At 70.9% G+C, this 19,364-nt stretch carries 21 protein-coding genes and 1 riboswitch; of the genes, 9 read left to right on the forward strand and 12 right to left on the reverse strand.

Features of this window, described 5'->3' with window-relative positions; translation table 11 throughout:
- Nucleotides 1-44 precede the first annotated feature (44 nt).
- From thiE to ABKA17_RS34485, 4 genes are all read right to left on the reverse strand, one after another.
- Nucleotides 45-749, reverse strand: coding sequence for a thiamine phosphate synthase (gene thiE, locus ABKA17_RS34470; protein ID WP_353696255.1), 705 nt, complete (start codon nt 747-749; stop codon nt 45-47).
- A 431-nt stretch (nt 750-1,180) separates the two neighbouring features.
- On the reverse strand, nt 1,181-1,552 hold the full coding sequence (locus ABKA17_RS34475) for an Rv2175c family DNA-binding protein (RefSeq protein WP_353696256.1): 372 nt from the start codon (nt 1,550-1,552) through the stop codon (nt 1,181-1,183).
- Nucleotides 1,553-1,617: 65 nt separating this feature from the next.
- Nucleotides 1,618-2,781: an NAD(P)/FAD-dependent oxidoreductase gene (locus ABKA17_RS34480; RefSeq protein ID WP_502994464.1), complete on the reverse strand. Its 1,164-nt coding sequence runs from the start codon at nt 2,779-2,781 to the stop codon at nt 1,618-1,620.
- Nucleotides 2,782-2,870: 89 nt separating this feature from the next.
- Complete coding sequence (locus ABKA17_RS34485; RefSeq protein ID WP_353696258.1) at nt 2,871-3,242, reverse strand: avidin-fold protein; 372 nt, start codon at nt 3,240-3,242, stop codon at nt 2,871-2,873.
- A gap of 52 nt (nt 3,243-3,294) precedes the next feature.
- Nucleotides 3,295-3,406, forward strand: a riboswitch (TPP riboswitch).
- On the opposite strand from ABKA17_RS34485, the gene thiO reads away from it, so the two are divergent.
- From thiO to ABKA17_RS34515, 6 genes are all read left to right on the forward strand, one after another.
- On the forward strand, nt 3,404-4,582 hold the full coding sequence (thiO, locus tag ABKA17_RS34490; protein WP_353696259.1) for a glycine oxidase ThiO: 1,179 nt from the start codon (nt 3,404-3,406) through the stop codon (nt 4,580-4,582). It overlaps the preceding riboswitch by 3 nt.
- Nucleotides 4,579-4,779: a sulfur carrier protein ThiS gene (gene thiS, locus ABKA17_RS34495; protein ID WP_353696260.1), complete on the forward strand. Its 201-nt coding sequence runs from the start codon at nt 4,579-4,581 to the stop codon at nt 4,777-4,779. Before thiO ends, thiS begins: the two co-directional genes overlap by 4 nt.
- 3 nt (nt 4,780-4,782) lie before the next feature.
- On the forward strand, nt 4,783-5,577 hold the full coding sequence (locus ABKA17_RS34500) for a thiazole synthase (protein WP_353696261.1): 795 nt from the start codon (nt 4,783-4,785) through the stop codon (nt 5,575-5,577).
- Between the two features lie 118 nt (nt 5,578-5,695).
- A complete protein-coding gene (pknB, locus tag ABKA17_RS34505) occupies nt 5,696-7,624 on the forward strand; it encodes a Stk1 family PASTA domain-containing Ser/Thr kinase (protein ID WP_353696262.1) in 1,929 nt (642 codons plus the stop codon).
- A gap of 116 nt (nt 7,625-7,740) precedes the next feature.
- Entirely contained in the window at nt 7,741-8,601 is an 861-nt protein-coding gene (locus tag ABKA17_RS34510) for a deoxyribonuclease IV (protein ID WP_353696263.1), read from the forward strand.
- Nucleotides 8,602-8,676: 75 nt separating this feature from the next.
- Nucleotides 8,677-9,171 (forward strand): DUF4396 domain-containing protein, encoded by a 495-nt coding sequence (locus tag ABKA17_RS34515; RefSeq protein WP_353696264.1) that lies wholly within the window; start codon nt 8,677-8,679, stop codon nt 9,169-9,171.
- Between the two features lie 9 nt (nt 9,172-9,180).
- Here ABKA17_RS34515 and ABKA17_RS34520 read toward each other — a convergent pair whose 3' ends face one another.
- Nucleotides 9,181-9,813, reverse strand: coding sequence for a sulfite oxidase-like oxidoreductase (locus ABKA17_RS34520; RefSeq protein WP_353696265.1), 633 nt, complete (start codon nt 9,811-9,813; stop codon nt 9,181-9,183).
- Between the two features lie 176 nt (nt 9,814-9,989).
- Between ABKA17_RS34520 and bfr the strand changes: the two genes are divergently transcribed.
- Nucleotides 9,990-10,469: a bacterioferritin gene (gene bfr / locus ABKA17_RS34525; RefSeq protein ID WP_353696266.1), complete on the forward strand. Its 480-nt coding sequence runs from the start codon at nt 9,990-9,992 to the stop codon at nt 10,467-10,469.
- Between the two features lie 25 nt (nt 10,470-10,494).
- Here bfr and ABKA17_RS34530 read toward each other — a convergent pair whose 3' ends face one another.
- Both ABKA17_RS34530 and ABKA17_RS34535 read right to left on the reverse strand, forming a co-directional pair.
- Entirely contained in the window at nt 10,495-10,728 is a 234-nt protein-coding gene (locus tag ABKA17_RS34530; protein WP_353696267.1) for a (2Fe-2S)-binding protein, read from the reverse strand.
- Between the two features lie 150 nt (nt 10,729-10,878).
- On the reverse strand, nt 10,879-12,231 hold the full coding sequence (locus ABKA17_RS34535; protein WP_353696268.1) for a class II 3-deoxy-7-phosphoheptulonate synthase: 1,353 nt from the start codon (nt 12,229-12,231) through the stop codon (nt 10,879-10,881).
- Nucleotides 12,232-12,326: 95 nt separating this feature from the next.
- Here ABKA17_RS34535 and ABKA17_RS34540 point away from each other — a divergent pair, with 95 nt between their 5' ends.
- Nucleotides 12,327-12,383 (forward strand): trp operon leader peptide, encoded by a 57-nt coding sequence (locus tag ABKA17_RS34540; protein WP_353696312.1) that lies wholly within the window; start codon nt 12,327-12,329, stop codon nt 12,381-12,383.
- 101 nt (nt 12,384-12,484) lie between these two features.
- Nucleotides 12,485-14,365 (forward strand): anthranilate synthase family protein, encoded by a 1,881-nt coding sequence (locus tag ABKA17_RS34545; protein ID WP_353696269.1) that lies wholly within the window; start codon nt 12,485-12,487, stop codon nt 14,363-14,365.
- On the opposite strand, the gene ABKA17_RS34550 is transcribed toward ABKA17_RS34545, so the two are convergent.
- From ABKA17_RS34550 to ABKA17_RS34570, 5 genes are all read right to left on the reverse strand, one after another.
- Nucleotides 14,317-15,312 carry a 2-hydroxyacid dehydrogenase gene (locus ABKA17_RS34550; RefSeq protein ID WP_353696270.1) on the reverse strand — a complete coding sequence of 332 codons (996 nt, stop codon included), beginning with the start codon at nt 15,310-15,312 and terminating at the stop codon, nt 14,317-14,319. The two genes, ABKA17_RS34545 and ABKA17_RS34550, sit on opposite strands and share 49 nt — an antisense overlap.
- A gap of 161 nt (nt 15,313-15,473) precedes the next feature.
- Nucleotides 15,474-16,502 (reverse strand): 6-phosphofructokinase, encoded by a 1,029-nt coding sequence (locus ABKA17_RS34555; RefSeq protein WP_353696271.1) that lies wholly within the window; start codon nt 16,500-16,502, stop codon nt 15,474-15,476.
- A gap of 108 nt (nt 16,503-16,610) precedes the next feature.
- On the reverse strand, nt 16,611-17,285 hold the full coding sequence (locus ABKA17_RS34560; protein ID WP_353696272.1) for a response regulator: 675 nt from the start codon (nt 17,283-17,285) through the stop codon (nt 16,611-16,613).
- A complete protein-coding gene (gene macS, locus ABKA17_RS34565) occupies nt 17,282-18,496 on the reverse strand; it encodes a MacS family sensor histidine kinase (RefSeq protein WP_353696273.1) in 1,215 nt (404 codons plus the stop codon). Before macS ends, ABKA17_RS34560 begins: the two co-directional genes overlap by 4 nt.
- Nucleotides 18,497-18,533: 37 nt before the next feature.
- Complete coding sequence (locus ABKA17_RS34570; RefSeq protein ID WP_353696313.1) at nt 18,534-19,280, reverse strand: lysophospholipid acyltransferase family protein; 747 nt, start codon at nt 19,278-19,280, stop codon at nt 18,534-18,536.
- Nucleotides 19,281-19,364 lie beyond the last annotated feature (84 nt).

Raw genomic sequence — 19,364 nt, forward strand, 5'->3', positions numbered from 1 at the left:
CCCCTCGGACACCGGGACCGCTCGACGCCGGACTCACACCGGAGTTACGCCGGGCTCACGCGGCGTCCCGGAGCCGCGTCCCGGAGCCGCTTCGCGAACTCCGCCGCCGCGGCACCCGGGTCGTCCGCGTCCGTGATGGCCCGTACGACGACGACCCGGCGGGCGCCGGCCTCCAGCACCTCGTCGAGGTTGCCGAGGTCGATGCCGCCGATGGCGAACCAGGGGCGGTCGGTGCCGAGGGCGGCGGTGTACCGGACCAGGTCGAGGCCGGGGGCGTGGCGGCCGGGCTTGGTGGGGGTCGGCCAGCACGGGCCGGTGCAGAAGTAGTCCACGCCTTCCTGGACGGCGGCCGCGGCGGCCTCGGTCTCGGAGTGCGTGGAGCGGCCGACGAGGATGTCGTCGCCGAGGATCGCGCGGGCCGCGGGGACCGGGAGGTCGCCCTGGCCGAGGTGCAGGACCGCGGGCGGCCAGGGGTGGGCGGCCCGGACGGCGTGCGCCACGTCGGCACGGTCGTTCACCGAGAGGACCTTGCCGTGCTGTCGGCACTTGTCGGCGAACAGCGCCAACAGGCCCAGCTCCTCGTCCGCTTCCAGGGTCTTGTCGCGCAGCTGGACGACGTCGACGCCGTTCGCGAGGACCGCGTCCAGGAACTCGGGCAGGTCGCCCTGCTTCTTGCGGGCGTCCGTGCACAGATAGAGCCGGGCGTCGGCGAGCTGGGCGCGGGCGGCGGTGTCGGACGTGACGGGCATGGGTGTCCCCCGATATGGATGGCGTACGGGCCGCGGACCGGTGCGGTCGGCCTCGGCGGACCGGGCGTAGTGAACCACAGGTGCGGTTCGGCGGGGCGGGGCCGAGCTGACACGGCCCCTCCGCGACCGACCGGCCCTGAGCCAACCGGCGGCTGCGGGTGCCGAGGCGGCTGTCCGCGACCACGGCTGCGGGTCGAGGCGCGCGCCCGTTCTCGTGGTGGCCGGCCCCGGCCGATCCCCGGCTGACCCCACCGACGGACTCGCACCACCGCCCTCTGCCGGGGCGGCCCGGACTCGAACCGACCCGGACCGACCCGGACCGCACCGCCCGTCGACCGACGCCGCGCGCGCCCCCGGCCGCAGTCACCCGCGGCCGGGGCCCGCGGACCCCGGCCCGTACCGGACGGTGTTCGTTTCTCTCGGTGCTCGGGTCAGACGGCGAGCGCCTGGGCCCGGCGCTTCACCTCCGTGCCGCGATTCTCGGCGAGTGCCTGTGCGGGGGTGCCGGGCAGGCTGTCGTCCGGGGTGAAGAGCCACTCCAGCATCTCTTCGTCGCTGAAGCCGTCGTCCCGCAGGAGCGTCAGGGTCCCGGTGAGGCCCTTGACGACCTTCTGCTCGACCCCGTCGATGAAGGCGGCGGGGACGTGCAGCGCGCGGTTCTCACCTCGGCGTACGGCGATGAGCTGGCCGTCCTTGACCAGCTGCCGCACACGCGTCACCTCGACATCGAGCATTTCCGCGATGTCGGGGAGGGTGAGCCAGGCGGGGACGAGAGCATCGATCTTTGCGTCAATCTCGGTCACGACATCAAGCCTGCCATCCCGCACTGACAGTCGGAAGCCGGACCCCTCCCACCTGGGCTTTTCCGCTACGCCGTGGCGGCCTTCAGCGGCCTCGCCGGGTCCGGGAGCAGCGCCGGGTCCAGCTCGGTCCCCGCCTCGATCAGCTTCCGCCCCTGTGCCAGGTCCCGCGGCCTGCCCACCGCCAGCAGGCCGACCAGGCGGTTCTCCCGCAGCCAGCAGACGGTCCAGGCGGGACCGGACGGGTCGCCGCGCCACACCGCGGTGTCGGCGGAGGTGTGGTGACCGGCGTACTGGACGAAGCGGCCGAACTGCTCGGACCAGAAGTAGGGCACCGGGTCGTAGACCGCGGGGGTCTCGCCGATGATGTTGGCCGCCACCGTGCGCGGCCCCTGGAGGGCGTTGTCCCAGTGGTGGACCAGCAGGCGCTCGCCGTACCTTCCCGAGGGGAAGGACGCGCAGTCGCCGACCGCGTACACGTCGGGTGCGGAGGTGCGCAGACGGTCGTCGGCCACGACCTCGCCGTGCGCGCCGAGCTCGACGCCCGATCCGGCCAGCCAGGCCGTGGCGGGGCGGGCGCCGATGCCGACCACGACGGCGTCCGCGGGCAGCCGTGTGCCGTCGTCGAGGACGACCGTGCCGGGCTCGACCCGCGCCACGCGCGCGTGGGTGCGCAGCACGGCACCCGCGTCGGCGTACCAGCCCCCCATCGGGGCGGCCACCTCCGCGGGCAGCGCTCCCGCCAACGGCCGTTCGGCGGCCTCCACGACGGTCACCGCGCAGCCCGCCTCGCGTGCGGCGGTGGCGAACTCGGCGCCGATCCAGCCCGCGCCGACGACCACGATGTCGTGCTGCCGGGCGAGCACCGGCCGCAGCCGCTCGGCGTCGTCGAGGGTGCGCAGCAGATGGACGCCGGGGACGCCCTCCGCGCCGGGCAGCCGGATCGGTTCGGCACCGGTGGCCAGGACCAGGACGTCGTACGGCACCGGCCCGGACTCGGTGTCCAGGGCGTGCTCGGCGGGGCGCACGCCCAGCACCTCGCGGCCCAGTTCCAGCTCGATGCCGAGCGCCTCGAAGTCGACGTCGAAGGCGGAGCCCTCGGCCTTGCCGAGCAGTACGGCCTTGGACAGCGGTGGCCGGTCGTACGGCTGATGCGGCTCGGCGCCGATCAGTGTCACGGTGCCGGTGAAGCCCTGTTCGCGCAGCGCGACCGCGGTCTGCACGCCGGCCATGCCCGCGCCCACCACCACGACCCGCTGCCTCGCCTGCGCCTGCGTCTCCTCGCTCACCTGATCACCATAGACAACTGACAATTTGTCAGTCAGGAGTCGTGCGCAGTGACCTGCTCCACACCCTCGGCGATCTGTTCCACGACGCTCGTCCCGCTGCCGGGCCCGGACTCCCACTCCCAGGTCTCCTCCAGGCGCACGCGCCCGTCCGGAAGTTCGACGACCGTGGACACACAGTGCCCGGACGAGGTCGTCCCGTCGTGCTTGAGCTGGACGTACCGGAAGTCCAGCCGGTCCCCCTCCCGGGTCCCGATCAGATGCCCGCGTACGACGTCCCCGCCCACGTACTCGGCCCAGATCTCGCCGTCCTTCTCGTGGTACGTGAACCGGGTGCGGGTGCCCACCTGACCTGGGGCCTGGTCGGCGACGGGGGCGAGGACGAGACCGTCGAGCGAGCGTGCCACCGAGCGAGGCTCCCTTACTGAGACATACGACGTCGGGCTAGGGTGGCCAACGTAGAGCACTCGCGGGAGCCCGGACGCACCGGGCTGAGAGGGAGGCTGGCGGCCTCCGACCGTACGAACCTGATCCGGGTCATGCCGGCGAAGGGAGGGGCTGGACGCCCATGTCCTCACGTACGTCAGACGTCCTCGTCGTCGGGGGCGGAATCATCGGCCTCGTCACGGCCTGGCGGGCCGCGCAGCGCAGTCTCGCCACGGCCGTCGTCGATCCCGAACCGGGCGGCGGGGCCGCCCAGGTGGCGGCCGGCATGCTGGCCGCCGTCACGGAACTGCACTACGGCGAGCAGACCCTGCTGGGTCTGAACCTCGCCTCGGCCCGCCGCTATCCGGACTTCGCGGCCGAGCTCACCGAGCTGACCGGCCAGGACCTCGGTTACCGCCGTTGCGGCACGCTCGCCGTCGCGCTGGACGCCGACGACCGCGCCCATCTGCGCGAACTGCACGCCCTCCAGCGGGAGTCAGGCCTGGAGTCGGAGTGGCTGTCCGGGCGGGAGTGCCGGCGTCTGGAGCCGATGCTCGCGCCAGGTGTACGCGGCGGGCTGCGGGTCGACGGCGACCATCAGATCGACCCCCGCCGGCTGGTCAAGGCGCTGCTGGCGGCGTGCGAGCACGCGGGCGTGGTCTTCCATCGCCTCTGGGCCGAGCGCCTGGACGTCGTTGCGGGCCGGGCCGCCGGCATCACCACGACCGACGCCACGCGGCTGGGCGCGGGCCAGGTCGTCCTGGCCGGCGGCAGCCTCAGCGGGCGGCTCGCCGGGGTCCCCGACGCCGTACTGCCGCCCGTGCGGCCGGTGAAGGGGCAGGTGCTGCGGCTGACCGTGCCGCAGCGGTACGCGCCGTTCCTGAGCCGGACCGTGCGGGCCGTGGTCCGTGGCAGCCATGTCTACCTGGTGCCGCGCGAGAACGGCGAGCTGGTGATCGGGGCGACCAGCGAGGAGCTCGGCTGGGACACCACGGTGACCGCGGGCGGGGTGTACGAGCTGCTGCGCGACGCCCATGAGCTGGTCCCCGGCATCACCGAGCTGCCGCTCACGGAGACCCGCGCGGGACTGCGCCCGGGGTCCCCCGACAACGCGCCGCTGCTCGGCCCGACCGAGCTGCCCGGGCTGCTCCTCGCGACCGGCCACTACCGCAACGGTGTGCTGCTGACCCCGGTCACCGGCGACGCGATGGCCGACGTACTGGCCACCGGTGAACTCCCGGACGAGGTCCGCCCGTTCACGCCGAAGCGTTTCGCCCGCCCGGAGCCCACGGCCCCGCACCTCACGGAGCAGCCCGCATGAACATCTCCCTCAACGGAGAGCCGCGTGAGTTCGCTCCCGGCACGGCTCTCGACACCGTCGTACGGACCCTGACCCCGGCGCCCTCCGGAGTGGCCGCCGCTCTCAACGAAACCGTCGTCCCGCGCGGGCAGTGGCCCTCGACACCCCTCACCGAGGGGGACCGTGTCGAGGTCCTCACCGCCGTCCAAGGAGGCTGACCCATGGCCGACGATCCCTTCCTCCTCGGCGGTACGGCGTTCTCGTCCCGTCTGATCATGGGCACCGGCGGGGCACCCAGCCTGGACGGGCTGGAGCGGGCGCTGATCGCCTCCGGGACCGAGCTCACGACGGTCGCGATGCGCCGCGTGGACCCGAACGTGCACGGCTCCGTCCTGTCGGTGCTGAACCGGCTCGGCATCCAGGTGCTGCCCAACACCGCGGGCTGCTTCACCGCGGGCGAGGCCGTGCTGACGGCCCGCCTCGCGCGCGAGGCGCTCGGCACCGACGTGGTCAAGCTGGAGGTCATCGCCGACGAACGCACCCTGCTGCCGGACCCCATCGAGCTGCTGGACGCGGCGGAGACGCTGGTCGACGACGGTTTCACGGTGCTGCCGTACACCAACGACGACCCGGTGCTGGCCCGCAAGCTGGAGGACGTGGGCTGCGCGGCGATCATGCCGCTGGGCTCCCCGATCGGCTCCGGGCTCGGCATCCGCAACCCGCACAACTTCCAGCTGATCGTCGAGCACGCGCGCGTGCCGGTGATCCTGGACGCCGGCGCGGGGACGGCGTCGGACGCGGCGCTCGCGATGGAGCTGGGGTGCGCGGGTGTGATGCTCGCCTCGGCCGTGACGCGGGCACAGGAGCCGGAGCTGATGGCGCATGCGATGCGGCACGCGGTGGAGGCGGGCCGCCTCGCGTACCGCGCGGGGCGTATCCCGCGGCGGCATTTCGCCGAAGCCTCCTCCCCCGCCGAGGGGTTGGCGCGACTGGATCCGGAACGCCCCGCGTTCTGAACGTACGTTCGATGCGGGACGAAAGTCGTTGCGACGTCCGTCACAGGACGGCTTCAGTCCCGCCCCGATCTCGCCCGAACCGACGGCCCTGTCAGTCACGGCTCGTACACTCACCTGCGTGGATACGACCCTTCAGGACCCTCTCGTCGGGCAGGTGCTCGACGGGCGTTATCGCGTGGACGCGCGGATTGCGGTCGGCGGGATGGCCACGGTCTACCGGGCCGTGGACACCCGCCTCGACCGCGTGCTCGCGCTGAAGGTGATGCACCCGGGCCTCGCGGCCGACGGCACCTTCGTCGACCGGTTCATCCGCGAGGCCAAGTCCGTCGCCCGACTCGCCCACCCCAACGTGGTGCAGGTCTTCGACCAGGGCACCGACGGGTCGTACGTCTATCTCGCCATGGAGTACGTGGCGGGCTGCACGCTGCGTGACGTGCTGCGCGACCGCGGGGCGCTGCAACCGCGGGCCGCACTCGACATCCTGGAGCCGGTGCTCGCCGCGCTCGGCGCCGCGCACCGCGCGGGGTTCGTGCACCGGGACATGAAGCCGGAGAACGTCCTGATAGGGGACGACGGCCGGGTCAAGGTCGCCGACTTCGGGCTGGTCCGGTCCGTCGACACCGTCACCAACACCAGCGGTGCCGTGCTCGGCACCGTCTCCTATCTCGCACCCGAGCAGATCGACCAGCCGGGCGCCGCCGATGCCCGCGTCGACGTCTACGCCTGCGGTGTCGTGCTGTACGAGATGCTGACCGGCGAGAAGCCGCACGACGGGGAGTCCCCCGCCATCGTGCTCTACAAGCATCTCCACGAGGACGTCCCGGCGCCCTCGGCCGTCGTGCCGGGGCTGCCGTTCGAGCTGGACGAACTGGTCGCGTCGGCGACCGCCCGCACCCCGGACATCCGCCCGTACGACGCGGTGGCGCTGCTCGCCCAGGCCCGCGAGGCGCGCGGCGCGCTCAGCGAGGACCAGCTGGACCTGGTTCCGCCGCAGGCCCTGTCCGTCGCGCACAGTGGTGCCGAGGACCGTACGAGCGTGATCCCGCGCTCACTGACGGTGCCGCGGCCCCTGCCGGTCAACGAGGACGACGCGGCGCCGTCGCTCAACCGCACGAGCCGGCTCCAGACCCCCCCGCCCCCGCCGCCCCGGCGCCGTTCGGGCCCGCCGCGCGGGCCGCTCGCCATCGTCGTCGCCCTTCTGCTGATCCTCGGCGTCGGCGCGGGCGTCTGGTACATCAACTCCGGCCAGTTCACCAAGGTCCCGGCGCTGATCGACAAGACGGAGACGCAGGCCCGGGACCGGCTGGAGCAGGCCGGGCTCGAGGTCGGGAAGGTGCAGCGGGAGTACAGCGACACCGTCAAGCGCGGCCGTGTCATCAGCTCGGACCCGACGGTCGGCACCCGGATCCGGGACAACGACTCGGTGGGGCTGACGATCTCCAAGGGTCCCGACACCGTGAAACTCGCCGATCTGAAGGGCTACCGGCTCGACAAGGCGAAGAACCGGCTGGAGAACGACGGGCTCGAACCGGGCATGGTGACCCGGGAGTTCAGCGAGGACGTCATCAAGGGGTTCGTCATCAGCACCGACCCGGAGGCGGGCACCACGCTCCGCGCGGGCTCGGCCGTCGCCCTGGTCGTCAGCAAGGGCAGCCCGGTGGACGTCCCGGACGTCACCGGCGAGAGCCTGGAGGACGCGAAGGCGGACCTGGCGGAGGCGGGCCTGAAGGTGAAGGTCGCCTCCCAGCAGGTCAACTCCGAGTACGACAAGGGTCTGGTCGCCGCGCAGACCCCGCAGGACGGCAGCGAGGCCGCCGAGGGCGACACCGTGACGCTGACGATCTCCAAGGGTCCGGAGCTGGTCGAGGTGCCGGACGTGGTCGGCGACAGCGTCGACGACGCCAAGTCCGCGCTGGAGGGGGCCGGGTTCGAGGTCGACGAGGACCGGGGGATCCTCGGACTGTTCGGCGACACCGTCAAGAGCCAGTCGGTGGAGGGCGGTCAGACGGCCCCCAAGGGATCGACGATCACCATCGAGATCCGCTGACACCGTCGCCCCGTCGGCCGCGAGAACCGCTGACGACCACGAGGGCCGCTGCCGCGGCGGCTGCGGCCAGGTGCCTGATCTGGGCATGCCCGCTCACATGACACCCTGAGTGGGTGATGACTCAGCGCAACCCCGTCGGCGGCCATGTCCCCGTGGCCGGCGGTCTGAACTCCGTCGGCCTGTCCTACGCCCGTGATCTCCGGGCGGAGACCGTGCAGGTCTTCGTCGCCAACCCGCGCGGCTGGGCCACGCCCGTCGGCAACCCGCGCCAGGACGAGGAGTTCCGCGCGGCGTGCGCGGCGGAGTCGATCCCCGCGTATGTGCACGCCCCGTATCTGATCAACTTCGGCTCGCACACCGAGGCCACCGTGGAGAAGTCGGTGGAGAGCCTGCGCCACTCGCTGCGCCGCGGCCGCGAGATCGGGGCGCTCGGCGTGGTCGTGCACACGGGCAGCGCGACCGGCGGCCGGGACCGCCCCGTCGCCCTCAAGCAGGTCCGGGAGTACCTGCTGCCGCTGCTGGACGAGCTCACCCATGACGACGACCCGTTCCTGCTGCTGGAGTCGACCGCCGGACAGGGCTCGTCGCTCTGCTCGCGGACCTGGGACTTCGGACCGTACTTCGAGGCCCTGGACGCCCACCCCAAGCTCGGCGTCTGCCTCGACACCTGCCACATCTTCGCGGCGGGCCACGACCTGACCGGCCCGTCCGGTATGCACCAGACCCTCGACCTGCTGGTGGACACCGTGGGCGAGGGCCGGCTGAAGCTGATCCACGCCAACGACTCCAAGGACGTCGTCGGCGCCCACAAGGACCGGCACGAGAACATCGGCTCCGGCCACATCGGCGAGGACCCGTTCCGGGCACTGATGACCCACCCCGCCACCGAGGGCGTACCGCTGATCATCGAGACGCCCGGCGGCAAGGAGGGACACGCGGCGGACGTGGAGCGGCTGAAGAAACTGCGCGACGGATAGCCGTTACGGAATACCCCTAGGGGGTATACGGTTCTTGCTCAAGGCAGGAACCGCTACCTGACGTTGGGGGTACTCATGGAGCACGAGGCGCACACAGGACACGCTCACCACGGGCACGAGGGCCACCAGACGGGCAGCGGCTGGACCACGGCCGTCCAGGCCACCCTCCACTGCCTCACCGGATGCGCCATCGGCGAGGTGCTGGGCATGGTCATCGGCACGGCGCTCGGCTGGGGCAACACCCCGACCCTGATCCTGGCGATCGCCCTCGCCTTCTTCTTCGGCTACGCGCTCACCCTGCGCGGCGTCATGAAGGCGGGCGTCGGCCTGCGCGCCGCGCTGAAGGTGGCGCTGGCCGCGGACACCCTGTCCATCGCCGTGATGGAACTGGTCGACAACGGCGTGATCGTGCTGTGGCCGGGCGCCATGGACGCCGGGCTCGGTGACCCACTGTTCTGGGGTGCGCTGGCGATCGCGCTGGCCATCGCCTTCGTCCTGACCACACCGGTCAACAAGTGGATGATCGGCCGCGGCAAGGGCCACGCGGTGGTGCACCAGTACCACCACTGAGCCGAGGGGTCAGAGCTCGGGACCGTCCCCGGGGACTTCCTGGTAGGAGTAGCGCTGCTCTTTCCAGGGGTCGCCGATGTTGTGATAGCCGCGCTCCTCCCAGAAGCCGCGGCGGTCGGCGGTCATGTACTCGACGCCGCGGACCCACTTGGGCCCCTTCCAGGCGTACAGATGAGGCACGACCAGCCGCAGCGGGAAGCCGTGCTCGGCGGTGAGCAGTTCGCCGTCCTTGTGGGTGGCGAAAATCGTGCGCTCGGCGGCGAAGTCGGCGAGGCGCAGGTTGGAGCTGAAGCCGTACTCCGCCCACACCATCACATGGGTGACGGCCGGGGCGGGCGGGGCGATCTCCAGGATGGTCCGGGCGGGCACACCGCCCCACTCGGCGCCGAGCATGCTGAACTTCGTGACGCAGTGCAGATCGGCCACGACGGTGGTGTGCGGCAGCGCCGTGAACTCCTCGTGGGTCCAGCACTCCTTGCCGCCGTCCGCGGTGGCGCCGAAGACGCGGAACTCCCAGCGTTCGGGGCGGAACTTGGGGACGGGTCCGTAGTGCGTGACCGGCCAGCCGCGCTGCATTCGCTGCCCCGGCGGAAGCTCGGAGTGTGCCGCTTCTCCTGACTCGCGTTCCACCGACTGACCCATGACTCCATCCTGACAGACCCGGGGCGGTGCACCTGACCAACCCCATCCCGAATCACCCCAAACCGGACTAAGCATGCCCTTACTTACTAAGTGAAGACTTACTGGACGATCTTCGGAACCGGTGCAAGGATGCGGCGCAACCTGCCAGTTCCCCACGGTTGGAAGGAGCCTCTGCGATGCAGGGCGACCCCGAGGTCATCGAATTCCTCAACGAGCAGCTCACCGGCGAGCTCACCGCGATCAACCAGTACTTCCTGCACGCGAAGATGCAGGAGAACTTCGGCTGGACGAAGCTCGCGAAGTACACGCGCCACGAGTCGTTCGACGAGATGAAGCACGCCGAGGTGCTCACCGACCGGATCCTGTTCCTGGACGGGCTGCCGAACTACCAGCGGCTGTTCCATGTCCGGGTCGGGCAGACGATCAAGGAGATGTTCGAGGCCGACCGGCAGGTCGAGGTCGAGGCGATCGACCGCCTCAAGCGCGGTATCGAGGTGATGCGCGCCAAGGGCGACATCACGTCCGCGAACATCTTCGAGTCGATCCTCGAGGACGAGGAGCACCACATCGACTACCTCGACACCCAGCTGGAGCTCCTGGAGAAGCTCGGCGACGCGCTCTACATCGCGCAGCTGATCGAGCAGCCGGAGAGCTGAGCCGGGAAGGTCGGGCGCGCGAAGGTCAGGCGGCTTCGTCGAGCTCGGCGAGGACCGGCTGACCCTGGTCGGCCAGCTCACGGCGGGGGCACGCGCCCCGGCCCAGGATCGCCTGAATACGGCGTACACACGAACCGCAGTCTGTGCCCGCCTTGCAGGCCGAGGCTATCTGGCGGGGGGTGCAGGCACCGTCCTCCGCATGCTTCTTCACCTGCTGCTCGGTGACCCCGAAACAACTGCAGACGTACACGCGGGTCACCTCCCGACGGGATTGATCGGTCTTGCCATCCCCGTTGATCGGTGAGGCTAACCTAACCTTACCCGCCATACAGGAACCATAAAAGTGCAGTGGGGCGCGGATCGTATGTGATCCGCGCCCCACTGCGTGTCCCTGTAACAGGTGCTCCCGCTACTGGTCCCTGTACATCTCGGCGACGAGGAACGCCAGGTCAAGCGACTGGCTGCGGTTGAGGCGCGGGTCGCAGGCCGTCTCGTAGCGCTGGTGCAGGTCGTCGACGAAGATCTCGTCGCCGCCGCCCACGCACTCGGTGACATCGTCACCGGTGAGCTCCACGTGGATGCCGCCCGGGTGGGTGCCGAGCTCCTTGTGGACCTCGAAGAAGCCCTTGACCTCGTCCAGCACGTCGTCGAAGCGACGGGTCTTGTGACCCGAGGCCGCCTCGAAGGTGTTGCCGTGCATCGGGTCGGTCACCCAGGCGACGGTCGCGCCCGAGGCGGTGACCTTCTCGACCAGCTCGGGGAGCTTGTCGCGGACCTTGTCGGCGCCCATGCGGACGATGAAGGTCAGCCGGCCCGGCTCGCGGTCCGGGTCGAGGCGCTCGATGTACTGCAGCGCCTCCTCGGCCGTGGTCGTCGGGCCGAGCTTGATGCCGATCGGGTTGCGGATCTTCGAGGCGAACTCGATGTGCGCGTGGTCCAGCTGACGGGTGCGCTCACCGATCCACACCATGTGGCCGGAGACGTCGTACAGATGGCCGGTACGCGAGTCGACCCTGGTCAGCGCCGACTCGTAGTCGAGGAGCAGCGCCTCGTGGGAGGCGTAGAACTCGACCGTCTTGAACTCCTCCGGGTCCGTGCCGCAGGCCCGCATGAAGTTCAGCGCGTTGTCGATCTCCCGCGCGAGCTGCTCGTAGCGCTGGCCGGACGGGGACGACTTCACGAAGTCCTGGTTCCAGGCGTGCACCTGGCGCAGGTCGGCGTAGCCGCCGGTGGTGAAGGCGCGGACCAGGTTGAGCGTGGAGGCGGAGGCGTTGTACATCCGCTTCAGGCGCTCGGGGTCCGGGATCCGGGACTTCTCGTCGAAGTCGAAGCCGTTGACCGAGTCGCCGCGGTACGTCGGCAAGGTCACGCCGTCGCGGGTCTCGGTGCCCTTGGAGCGCGGCTTGGAGTACTGGCCGGCGATCCGGCCCACCTTCACCACGGGGACGGACGCGGCGTACGTCAGCACGGCGCCCATCTGGAGCAGGGTCTTGAGCTTGTTGCGGATGTGGTCGGCCGACACCGCGTCGAAGGCCTCGGCGCAGTCGCCGCCCTGGAGCAGGAACGCCTCTCCCTTGGCGACGGCCGCCATCCGGGCGCGCAGCTGATCGCACTCGCCCGCGAAGACGAGCGGCGGATACGACTCCAGCTCCGCAACGACTGCGCGCAGAGCCTCGGTGTCGGGGTACTCGGGCTGCTGCGCCGCGGGCAGGTCTCGCCAGGTGTTGCCAGCGCTCGCGCTGGTCTTAGCGTTCACGGTCACGGCCTCAACATTACGGGGTCATGTCGTGCCTCCCGGCGCATGCCCAGCAAATGAGACACGGGGTACACGGAGTGGAATGCGGTAGGGTGCGTCGCATGTACGCGCTTTCGAACCAGAACTGGTGGTGGACCGCTCATCCGGCGGCCCACTGATCACGCGTACGCAAGACTTCGCGAAGGCCGCCCGAGGGGCGGCCTTCGGTGTTTCCGGGGTCCGTTCCTCCCAGTGAACTCTCACCGAAGGACACGGACCCATGCAGCTGCCCGACCTGATCGACGACCCCCGCCCGTTCGCCCTGCTGCGCCGTCGCACGCCGGGCCATGACGAGCAGACCGTGGAGCTGCTCCTCGGCCCGGTCTCGACGTACGACAGGCTCGCCGACCTCCCCGAGGAGGGCCTCGCCCTGGTCCCGTTCCGGCAGATCCGCGAGCGTGGCTTCGACGTCCGCGACGACGGGACGCCGCTGTCGGTGCTGACCCCGGAGGAGACCCACACACTGCCGCTGGCGGAGGTCCTCGCCCATCTCCCGGCCCATGACGTGCGCGTCGAGCGCGGCGGCTTCGACGTGGCCGACGAGGAGTACGCGGAGATCGTCGGGCGCGTGCTGCGGGAGGAGATCGGGCGGGGCGAGGGCGCGAACTTCGTGATCCGGCGGACCTACGAGGGTGAGATCCCCGGGTTCGGACGCGCCGACGCCCTCGCCCTGTTCCGGCGGCTGCTGGAGGGCGAGCGGGGCGCGTACTGGACGTTCGTCGTGCACACCGGCGAGCGGACCCTCGTCGGCGCCAGCCCCGAGGTCCATGTGCGGATGTCCGGCGGGACGGTCGTGATGAACCCGATCAGCGGGACGTACCGCTATCCGGCCCAGGGGCCGACGCCCGAGCATCTGCTGGAGTTCCTCGCCGACGGCAAGGAGATCGAGGAGCTGTCGATGGTGGTCGACGAGGAGCTCAAGATGATGTGCACCGTCGGCGACATGGGCGGAGTCGTCGTCGGGCCGCGGCTGAAGGAGATGGCACACCTCGCGCACACCGAGTACGAGCTGCGCGGGAAGTCCTCGCTGGATGTGCGGGAGGTGCTGAAGGAGACCATGTTCGCCGCGACCGTCACCGGGTCGCCGGTGCAGAACGCCTGCCGGGTCATCGAGCGGCACGAGGTCGGTGGGCGCGGGTACTACGCGGGGGCGCTGGCCCTGCTCGGCCGGGACTCCGGGGGCGCCCAGACGCTCGACTCCCCCATCCTCATCCGTACCGCCGACATCGACGCGGACGGCCGGCTGCGGGTGCCGGTCGGGGCCACGCTCGTACGGGGGTCCGACCCGGCGGGCGAGGTCGCGGAGACGCACGCCAAGGCGGCGGGGGTGCTGGCGGCGCTCGGCGTGGTCGAGCAGCGGCCACGTGCGGAGCACGCGCGCGTGCACCTCGCCGACGACCCACGCGTGCGTGCCGCGCTGGACGGGCGCCGGAGCTCCCTCGCCCCGTTCTGGCTCCGGATGCAGGAGCGGTCGGCGGAGCTGGCCGGGCATGCCCTGGTCGTCGACGGGGAGGACACCTTCACGGCGATGCTCGCGCATGTCCTGCGGTCCAGCGGTCTGGAGGTCACTGTCCGGCGCTATGACGAACCCGGATTGCGGGAGGCGGTCCTCGCGCACGAGGGGCCGGTGGTGCTGGGTCCGGGTCCCGGTGACCCGTCCGACACGGCCGATCCGAAGATGCGGTTCCTGCGGTCGCTGGCCACCGAGGTGATCCGGGGGCACCGGCACGGCGTGCTCGGCGTCTGCCTCGGGCACGAGCTGCTCGCGGCGGAGCTGGGCCTGGAGATCGTACGGAAGGAAGTGCCGTACCAGGGCGCGCAGACGGAGATCGACCTGTTCGGGCGGCCGGAGACGGTCGGCTTCTACAACAGCTTCGTGGCGCACTGCGCCGACGAGACGGCGGCCGAGCTGGCCGCGCACGGCGTCGAGGTCAGCCGGAGCGCGTCGGGCGAGGTGCACGCCCTGCGGGGGCCCGGCTTCGCCGGTGTGCAGTTCCACCCGGAGTCGGTGCTCACGCTGAACGGGGCCGCGGTGGTACGGGAGTTGATGGCTCAGCTGCGCGGGACGAGCACGTTCTCCGAGCGGCGGCCGGCCTTGTAGTCGAGGACGTTCTTCACCGTGGCGTCGACGATCTGGGCGACGGCGTCCTCGGTGTAGTACGCCTGATGGGACGTGACCAGGACGTTGGGGAAGGTGACGAGGCGGGCCAGGGTGTCGTCCTCGACGGCCTCCAGGGACTTGTCGAGGAAGAACAGGCCCGCCTCGGCCTCGTACACGTCGAGCCCGACGCCCGCGAAGCGGCCCGCGCGCAGTTCGTCGACGAGGGCGGCGGTGTCGACGAGGCCGCCGCGGCTGGAGTTCACCAGGATCGCGTCGTCCCGCATGACTTTCAGGGCGGCGGCGTCGATGAGGTGCCGGGTCTCCGGCATCAGCGGGACGTGCAGGGTGACCAGGTCGGACTCGGCGAGGAGTTCCTCCTTGGGGACGTACTTCATGCCGAGTTCCATGCACGCGGGGTTCTCGGCGACGTCCCAGCCGAGCAGCCTCATGCCGAAGCCGTGGGCGATCCGGGTGAAGGCCTCGCCGATCTTGCCGGTGCCGAGGACGCCCGCGGTGCGGCCGCGCAGGTCGCGGCCCATCAGTCCGTCGAGGCGGAAGTCGAAGTCGCGGGTGCGGGTGGAGGCGCGGACGATACGGCGGTTGACCGCCATGGCGAGGGTCCAGGCGAACTCGGCGACCGAGTACGGCGAGTAGTACGAGACCCGGGCGACCGTCATGCCGAGCCGCTCGGCGACCTTGAGGTCGATGTTGTTGAACCCGGTGGACCGCTGGGCGATCATCCGCGTGCCGCCGGCCGCGAGGACCTCCAGGACGCGGTGGCCGAGCTCGGCGTTGACGCTGGTGGAGACCACCTCGTAGCCGGCGGCGATGGGGGCGGTGTCCTCGTTGAGGAAGACGTCCAGACAGCGGACCTCGTGGTGCCCCTGGAAGGCCCGCTCGATCAGGGGTTTCTCGTCCGCCTGGACACCGAAGGCGAGAATCTCCATGACCGCTCCCGTTCTGGTGGGGTATGGGCTGAATATACGGCGCCACACCGAGCGGCGCTCACAGAACTTCCTGCCCCATGCGCCGAACGCCGCCACGGTGACCGCGGCGGCGCTCGGGGATCGTGCAACTCAGCTGAAGCGAGCGGGGGTTGACGGCGTCCTCAGCCGAAGAACACCCCGACCTCCTCGTACAGCTTCGGATCCACCGTCTTCAGCTTGGCCGTCGCCTCCGCGATCGGCACGCGCACGATGTCCGTGCCGCGCAGCGCGACCATCTTGCCGAAGTCGCCGTCGCGGACGGCCTCGATGGCGTGCAGGCCGAAGCGGGTGGCGAGCCAGCGGTCGAAGGCGCTGGGGGTGCCGCCGCGCTGGATGTGCCCGAGGACGGTCGTGCGGGCCTCCTTGCCGGTCCGCTTCTCGATCTCCTTGGCCAGCCACTCGCCGACCCCGGACAGCCGGACGTGTCCGAAGGAGTCCAGCGACTCGTCCTTGAGGACCACGTCGCCGTCCTTGGGCATGGCGCCCTCGGCGACGACCACGATCGGGGCGTACGAGGCCTTGAAGCGGGAGGTCACCCAGGCGCACACCTTGTCGACGTCGAAGCGCTGCTCGGGGATGAGGATGACGTTGGCGCCTCCGGCGAGCCCGGAGTGGATGGCGATCCAGCCCGCGTGTCGGCCCATGACCTCACAGACCAGGACGCGCATGTGCGACTCGGCGGTGGTGTGCAGCCGGTCGATCGCCTCCGTGGCGATGCCGACGGCGGTGTCGAAGCCGAAGGTGTAGTCGGTGGCGGACAGGTCGTTGTCGATGGTCTTCGGTACGCCGACGACGGGCACGCCGTACTCGTCGGTGAGCCGTGCGGCCACCCCCAGGGTGTCCTCGCCGCCGATGGCGATGAGCGCCTCGACCTCCTGCTTGGCGAGGTTCTCCTTGATCCGGCGGATTCCGCCCTCGACCTTCAAGGGGTTGGTGCGCGAGGAGCCGAGGATGGTGCCGCCGCGGGGCAGGATGCCGCGCACGGCGGGGATGTCGAGGCGGATGGTGTCGTTCTCCAGTGGTCCTCGCCAGCCGTCCCGGAAGCCGACGAAGTCATAGCCGTACTCCTGCACGCCCTTGCGGACGACGCCCCGGATGACGGCGTTGAGCCCGGGGCAGTCGCCGCCTCCGGTCAGTACTCCGACCCGCATGGAAATGTCCCTTCGCCGCGGTTGCCTGTGAGGGTCACGCTAATGGTGATCCAGGTCACACAGGGATGGGCGGGAAGGGCAATTCCGGTGAACTGTCGGGCGGTTGGTTTACTCGTCGTCAAGCCCGCGCTCTATGGCGTACCGGACGAGCTCCACCCGATTGTGCAGCTGGAGCTTGCCGAGGGTGTTCTGGACGTGGTTCTGGACCGTGCGGTGCGAGATGACCAGACGCTCGGCGATCTGCTTGTAGCTCAGGCCCTTGGCGACCAGCCGCAGCACCTCGGTCTCCCGGTCGGTGAGCTGCGGCGCCTTGGGCTGGTCGGGGTCCGCGGCGGGCGCGGGCTCGGAGGCGAGCCGGCGGTACTCGCCGAGGACGAGACCGGCGAGGCCGGGCGTGAAGACCGGGTCGCCGACGGCCGTGCGGCGCACCGCGTCGAGCAGCTCCTCGGTGGACGCCGACTTCAGCAGATAGCCGGTCGCGCCCGACTTCACGGCCTCCAGCACGTCCGCGTGCTCCCCGCTCGCCGACAGCACGAGCACCCGTAGCGCCGGGTTGTGGCCGACGAGTTCCTTGCAGACCTGGACACCGGGCTTGGCGGGCAGGTTGAGGTCCAGGACCAGAACGTCGGGGGCGACCGCCTTGGCCCGGCGTACCGCCTGTTCGCCGTCGCCCGCGGTGGCCACCACGTCGAAGCCGGACGCGTCCAGGTCGCGAGCGACCGCGTCACGCCACATGGGATGGTCGTCGACCACCATCACCCTGATCGGGTCCTTGTCACTCATCGCTGTCCTGCCTTCCCCCGTGAGACCTTCGGTACCTTCAGCTCGACCTCCGTGCCCTGCCCGGGCACCGAGATCAGTTCGGCGCTGCCGCCGAGTTCGCGCAACCGCCCCCGGATCGACAGGGCGACCCCCATCCGCCCCTCCCCCTCGGCCTGCGCGAGCCGCCCCTCGGGGATACCGGGCCCGTCGTCCCGTACGGTCACCACGACCTCGTCGGGCTCGTCCTCGACCAGGATCCACGCACGCGCGTGCTCCCCCGCATGCTTGCGTACGTTGTCCAGGGCCGCCCCCACCGCGGCGGCCAGTTCCTCGGCGGCGGCCGGGTCCAGGGTCACCGGGGCGCCGGGTTCGGCGAGGCTGACCCTGGCGGCGGCGAAGGGCGCGAGCAGCACGCGCAGATCGACGGGACCGGAGTCGTCGGGCTCGTCGACGGCACGTACGACGGCTCCCTGGGCCGTGTCCTCGGACGCCCACGACACGCGGGTCAGACCGCCGGAGACCAGGGTGCGCAGCGCGACCTCCTGCTCGCCGGCCATCCGGCCCAGCTCGGCCGCCTCGCCGCCGATGACGGCGCCGCGCCGCTGCACCATGGCGAGCACCTGGAGCACGCTGTCGTGGATGTCCCGCGCGAGCCGCTCCCGCTCCCGGGTCGCGGCCTCTATCTCCAGGGCGCGGGCGAGGGTGCGCTCGGAGGCGCGGGCGACCTCGACGACGTAGCCGATGGCGATGGAGGCGACCCAGACCAGGATCACGTTGTGGACGGTGTCCCGGGCCGGCTGGCCGCGCTCGATCAGGTTGGCGACGGCGACCGTCGTGGAGGCGAACGCGGCCCAGCGCCAGCCGCCCTTGATGGCGAACGCGAGGACCGAACCGGCGGTCCATATCGACGGCAGGGTGGGACCACCGGAGTCGATGTGGTGGGCGTCGGCCGCCAGCGGGGTGAGGAGGATGCCGGTGAGCGCGACGGTGAGGTCCAGGGCGAGGAAGCGCTTGGTGCAGGCGGCCTCGTTCTGGACCCGGGGCAGGGTGGCGAACGTCCAGACGACCAGGACGGCGTAGTAGCCGATGGCGATGCCCGGCCGGTCGTAGTTCTCGTAGTTCGTGGCGAACAGCCCGACCGCGTACAGCAGGGTCAGCACCCGGTACCCGGTGAGCGCACGCCACAACGGCAGCTCGACCGACATCCTCATCACACGCTCACGCCTGGCCATGGTCCCCCGCCCCACCCCGCCCCCTTGAAGTCCCTTTTCAGGACTCGGAGCGTTCCTTCTCCGCCTTGGCGAGGGCGGCCTTGGCCGCCTTCTCCGCTTCCTTCTCGGCCTTCGTCGCCTCCGCGATCTGCCGCTTGGCGGCGGTCGCGTACATGTCGACGTACTCCTGGCCGGAGAGCTTCATGATTTCGTACATGACCTCGTCGGTCACGGCGCGCAGCACGAAACGGTCGTGCTCCATGCCCTGGTACCGGCTGAAGTCCAGCGGCTCGCCGATGCGGATGCCCGGCCGCATCAGCTTGGGCATCACCTGCCCGGGCGGCTGGATCTTCTCGGTGTCGATCATGGCGACCGGGATGACGGGCGCGCCGGTGGCGAGCGCCACGCGCGCGAGGCCGCCCGGCTTGCCCCGGTAGAGCCGGCCGTCGGGCGAGCGCGTGCCCTCCGGGTAGATCCCGAACAGCTCGCCGCGCTCCAGCACCTCGATGCCGGCCTTGATCGCCGCCTCACCCGCGCCGCGCGCGCCGGAGCGGTCCACGGGGAGCTGCCCCGCGCCCTTGAAGAACGCGGCCGTGAGCCTGCCCTTCAGGCCCGGCGTGGTGAAGTACTCCGCCTTGGCGATGAAGGTGACCTTGCGGTCCAGGACCGCGGGCAGGAAGAAGGAGTCCGAGAAGGAGAGGTGGTTGCTCGCCAGGATCGCGGGGCCCTCGGCAGGGATGTTCTCGAGGCCTTCCACCCAGGGCCTGAAGGCGACCTTCAGCGGCCCGCCGATGGCGACCTTCATCGTTCCGTACAACAACCCCGTGCCTCCTGTGTCTGTCGGTCAGACCTTAACCCGGAGCACTGTCAAAGGCCCCGACGACCCTGG

The organism is Streptomyces sp. RG80, assembly GCF_040446465.1.
Lineage (GTDB): Bacteria > Actinomycetota > Actinomycetes > Streptomycetales > Streptomycetaceae > Streptomyces.

What these genes read in the sequence shown, in the direction of transcription:
- thiE (WP_353696255.1), bottom strand. Translation starts at nt 749, where the DNA reads ATGCCCGTCACGTCCGACACCGCCGCCCGCGCCCAGCTCGCCGACGCC.
- ABKA17_RS34480 (WP_502994464.1), bottom strand. Translation starts at nt 2,781, where the DNA reads ATGGCCGGCGTGCAGACCGCGGTCGCGCTGCGCGAACAGGGCTTCACC.
- thiO (WP_353696259.1), top strand. Translation starts at nt 3,404, where the DNA reads ATGTCCTCACGTACGTCAGACGTCCTCGTCGTCGGGGGCGGAATCATC.
- thiS (WP_353696260.1), top strand. Translation starts at nt 4,579, where the DNA reads ATGAACATCTCCCTCAACGGAGAGCCGCGTGAGTTCGCTCCCGGCACG.
- ABKA17_RS34500 (WP_353696261.1), top strand. Translation starts at nt 4,783, where the DNA reads ATGGCCGACGATCCCTTCCTCCTCGGCGGTACGGCGTTCTCGTCCCGT.
- ABKA17_RS34510 (WP_353696263.1), top strand. Translation starts at nt 7,741, where the DNA reads ATGACTCAGCGCAACCCCGTCGGCGGCCATGTCCCCGTGGCCGGCGGT.
- ABKA17_RS34515 (WP_353696264.1), top strand. Translation starts at nt 8,677, where the DNA reads ATGGAGCACGAGGCGCACACAGGACACGCTCACCACGGGCACGAGGGC.
- ABKA17_RS34520 (WP_353696265.1), bottom strand. Translation starts at nt 9,813, where the DNA reads ATGGGTCAGTCGGTGGAACGCGAGTCAGGAGAAGCGGCACACTCCGAG.
- bfr (WP_353696266.1), top strand. Translation starts at nt 9,990, where the DNA reads ATGCAGGGCGACCCCGAGGTCATCGAATTCCTCAACGAGCAGCTCACC.
- ABKA17_RS34545 (WP_353696269.1), top strand. Translation starts at nt 12,485, where the DNA reads ATGCAGCTGCCCGACCTGATCGACGACCCCCGCCCGTTCGCCCTGCTG.
- ABKA17_RS34550 (WP_353696270.1), bottom strand. Translation starts at nt 15,312, where the DNA reads ATGGAGATTCTCGCCTTCGGTGTCCAGGCGGACGAGAAACCCCTGATC.
- ABKA17_RS34555 (WP_353696271.1), bottom strand. Translation starts at nt 16,502, where the DNA reads ATGCGGGTCGGAGTACTGACCGGAGGCGGCGACTGCCCCGGGCTCAAC.
- ABKA17_RS34560 (WP_353696272.1), bottom strand. Translation starts at nt 17,285, where the DNA reads ATGAGTGACAAGGACCCGATCAGGGTGATGGTGGTCGACGACCATCCC.
- macS (WP_353696273.1), bottom strand. Translation starts at nt 18,496, where the DNA reads ATGGCCAGGCGTGAGCGTGTGATGAGGATGTCGGTCGAGCTGCCGTTG.
- ABKA17_RS34570 (WP_353696313.1), bottom strand. Translation starts at nt 19,280, where the DNA reads ATGAAGGTCGCCATCGGCGGGCCGCTGAAGGTCGCCTTCAGGCCCTGG.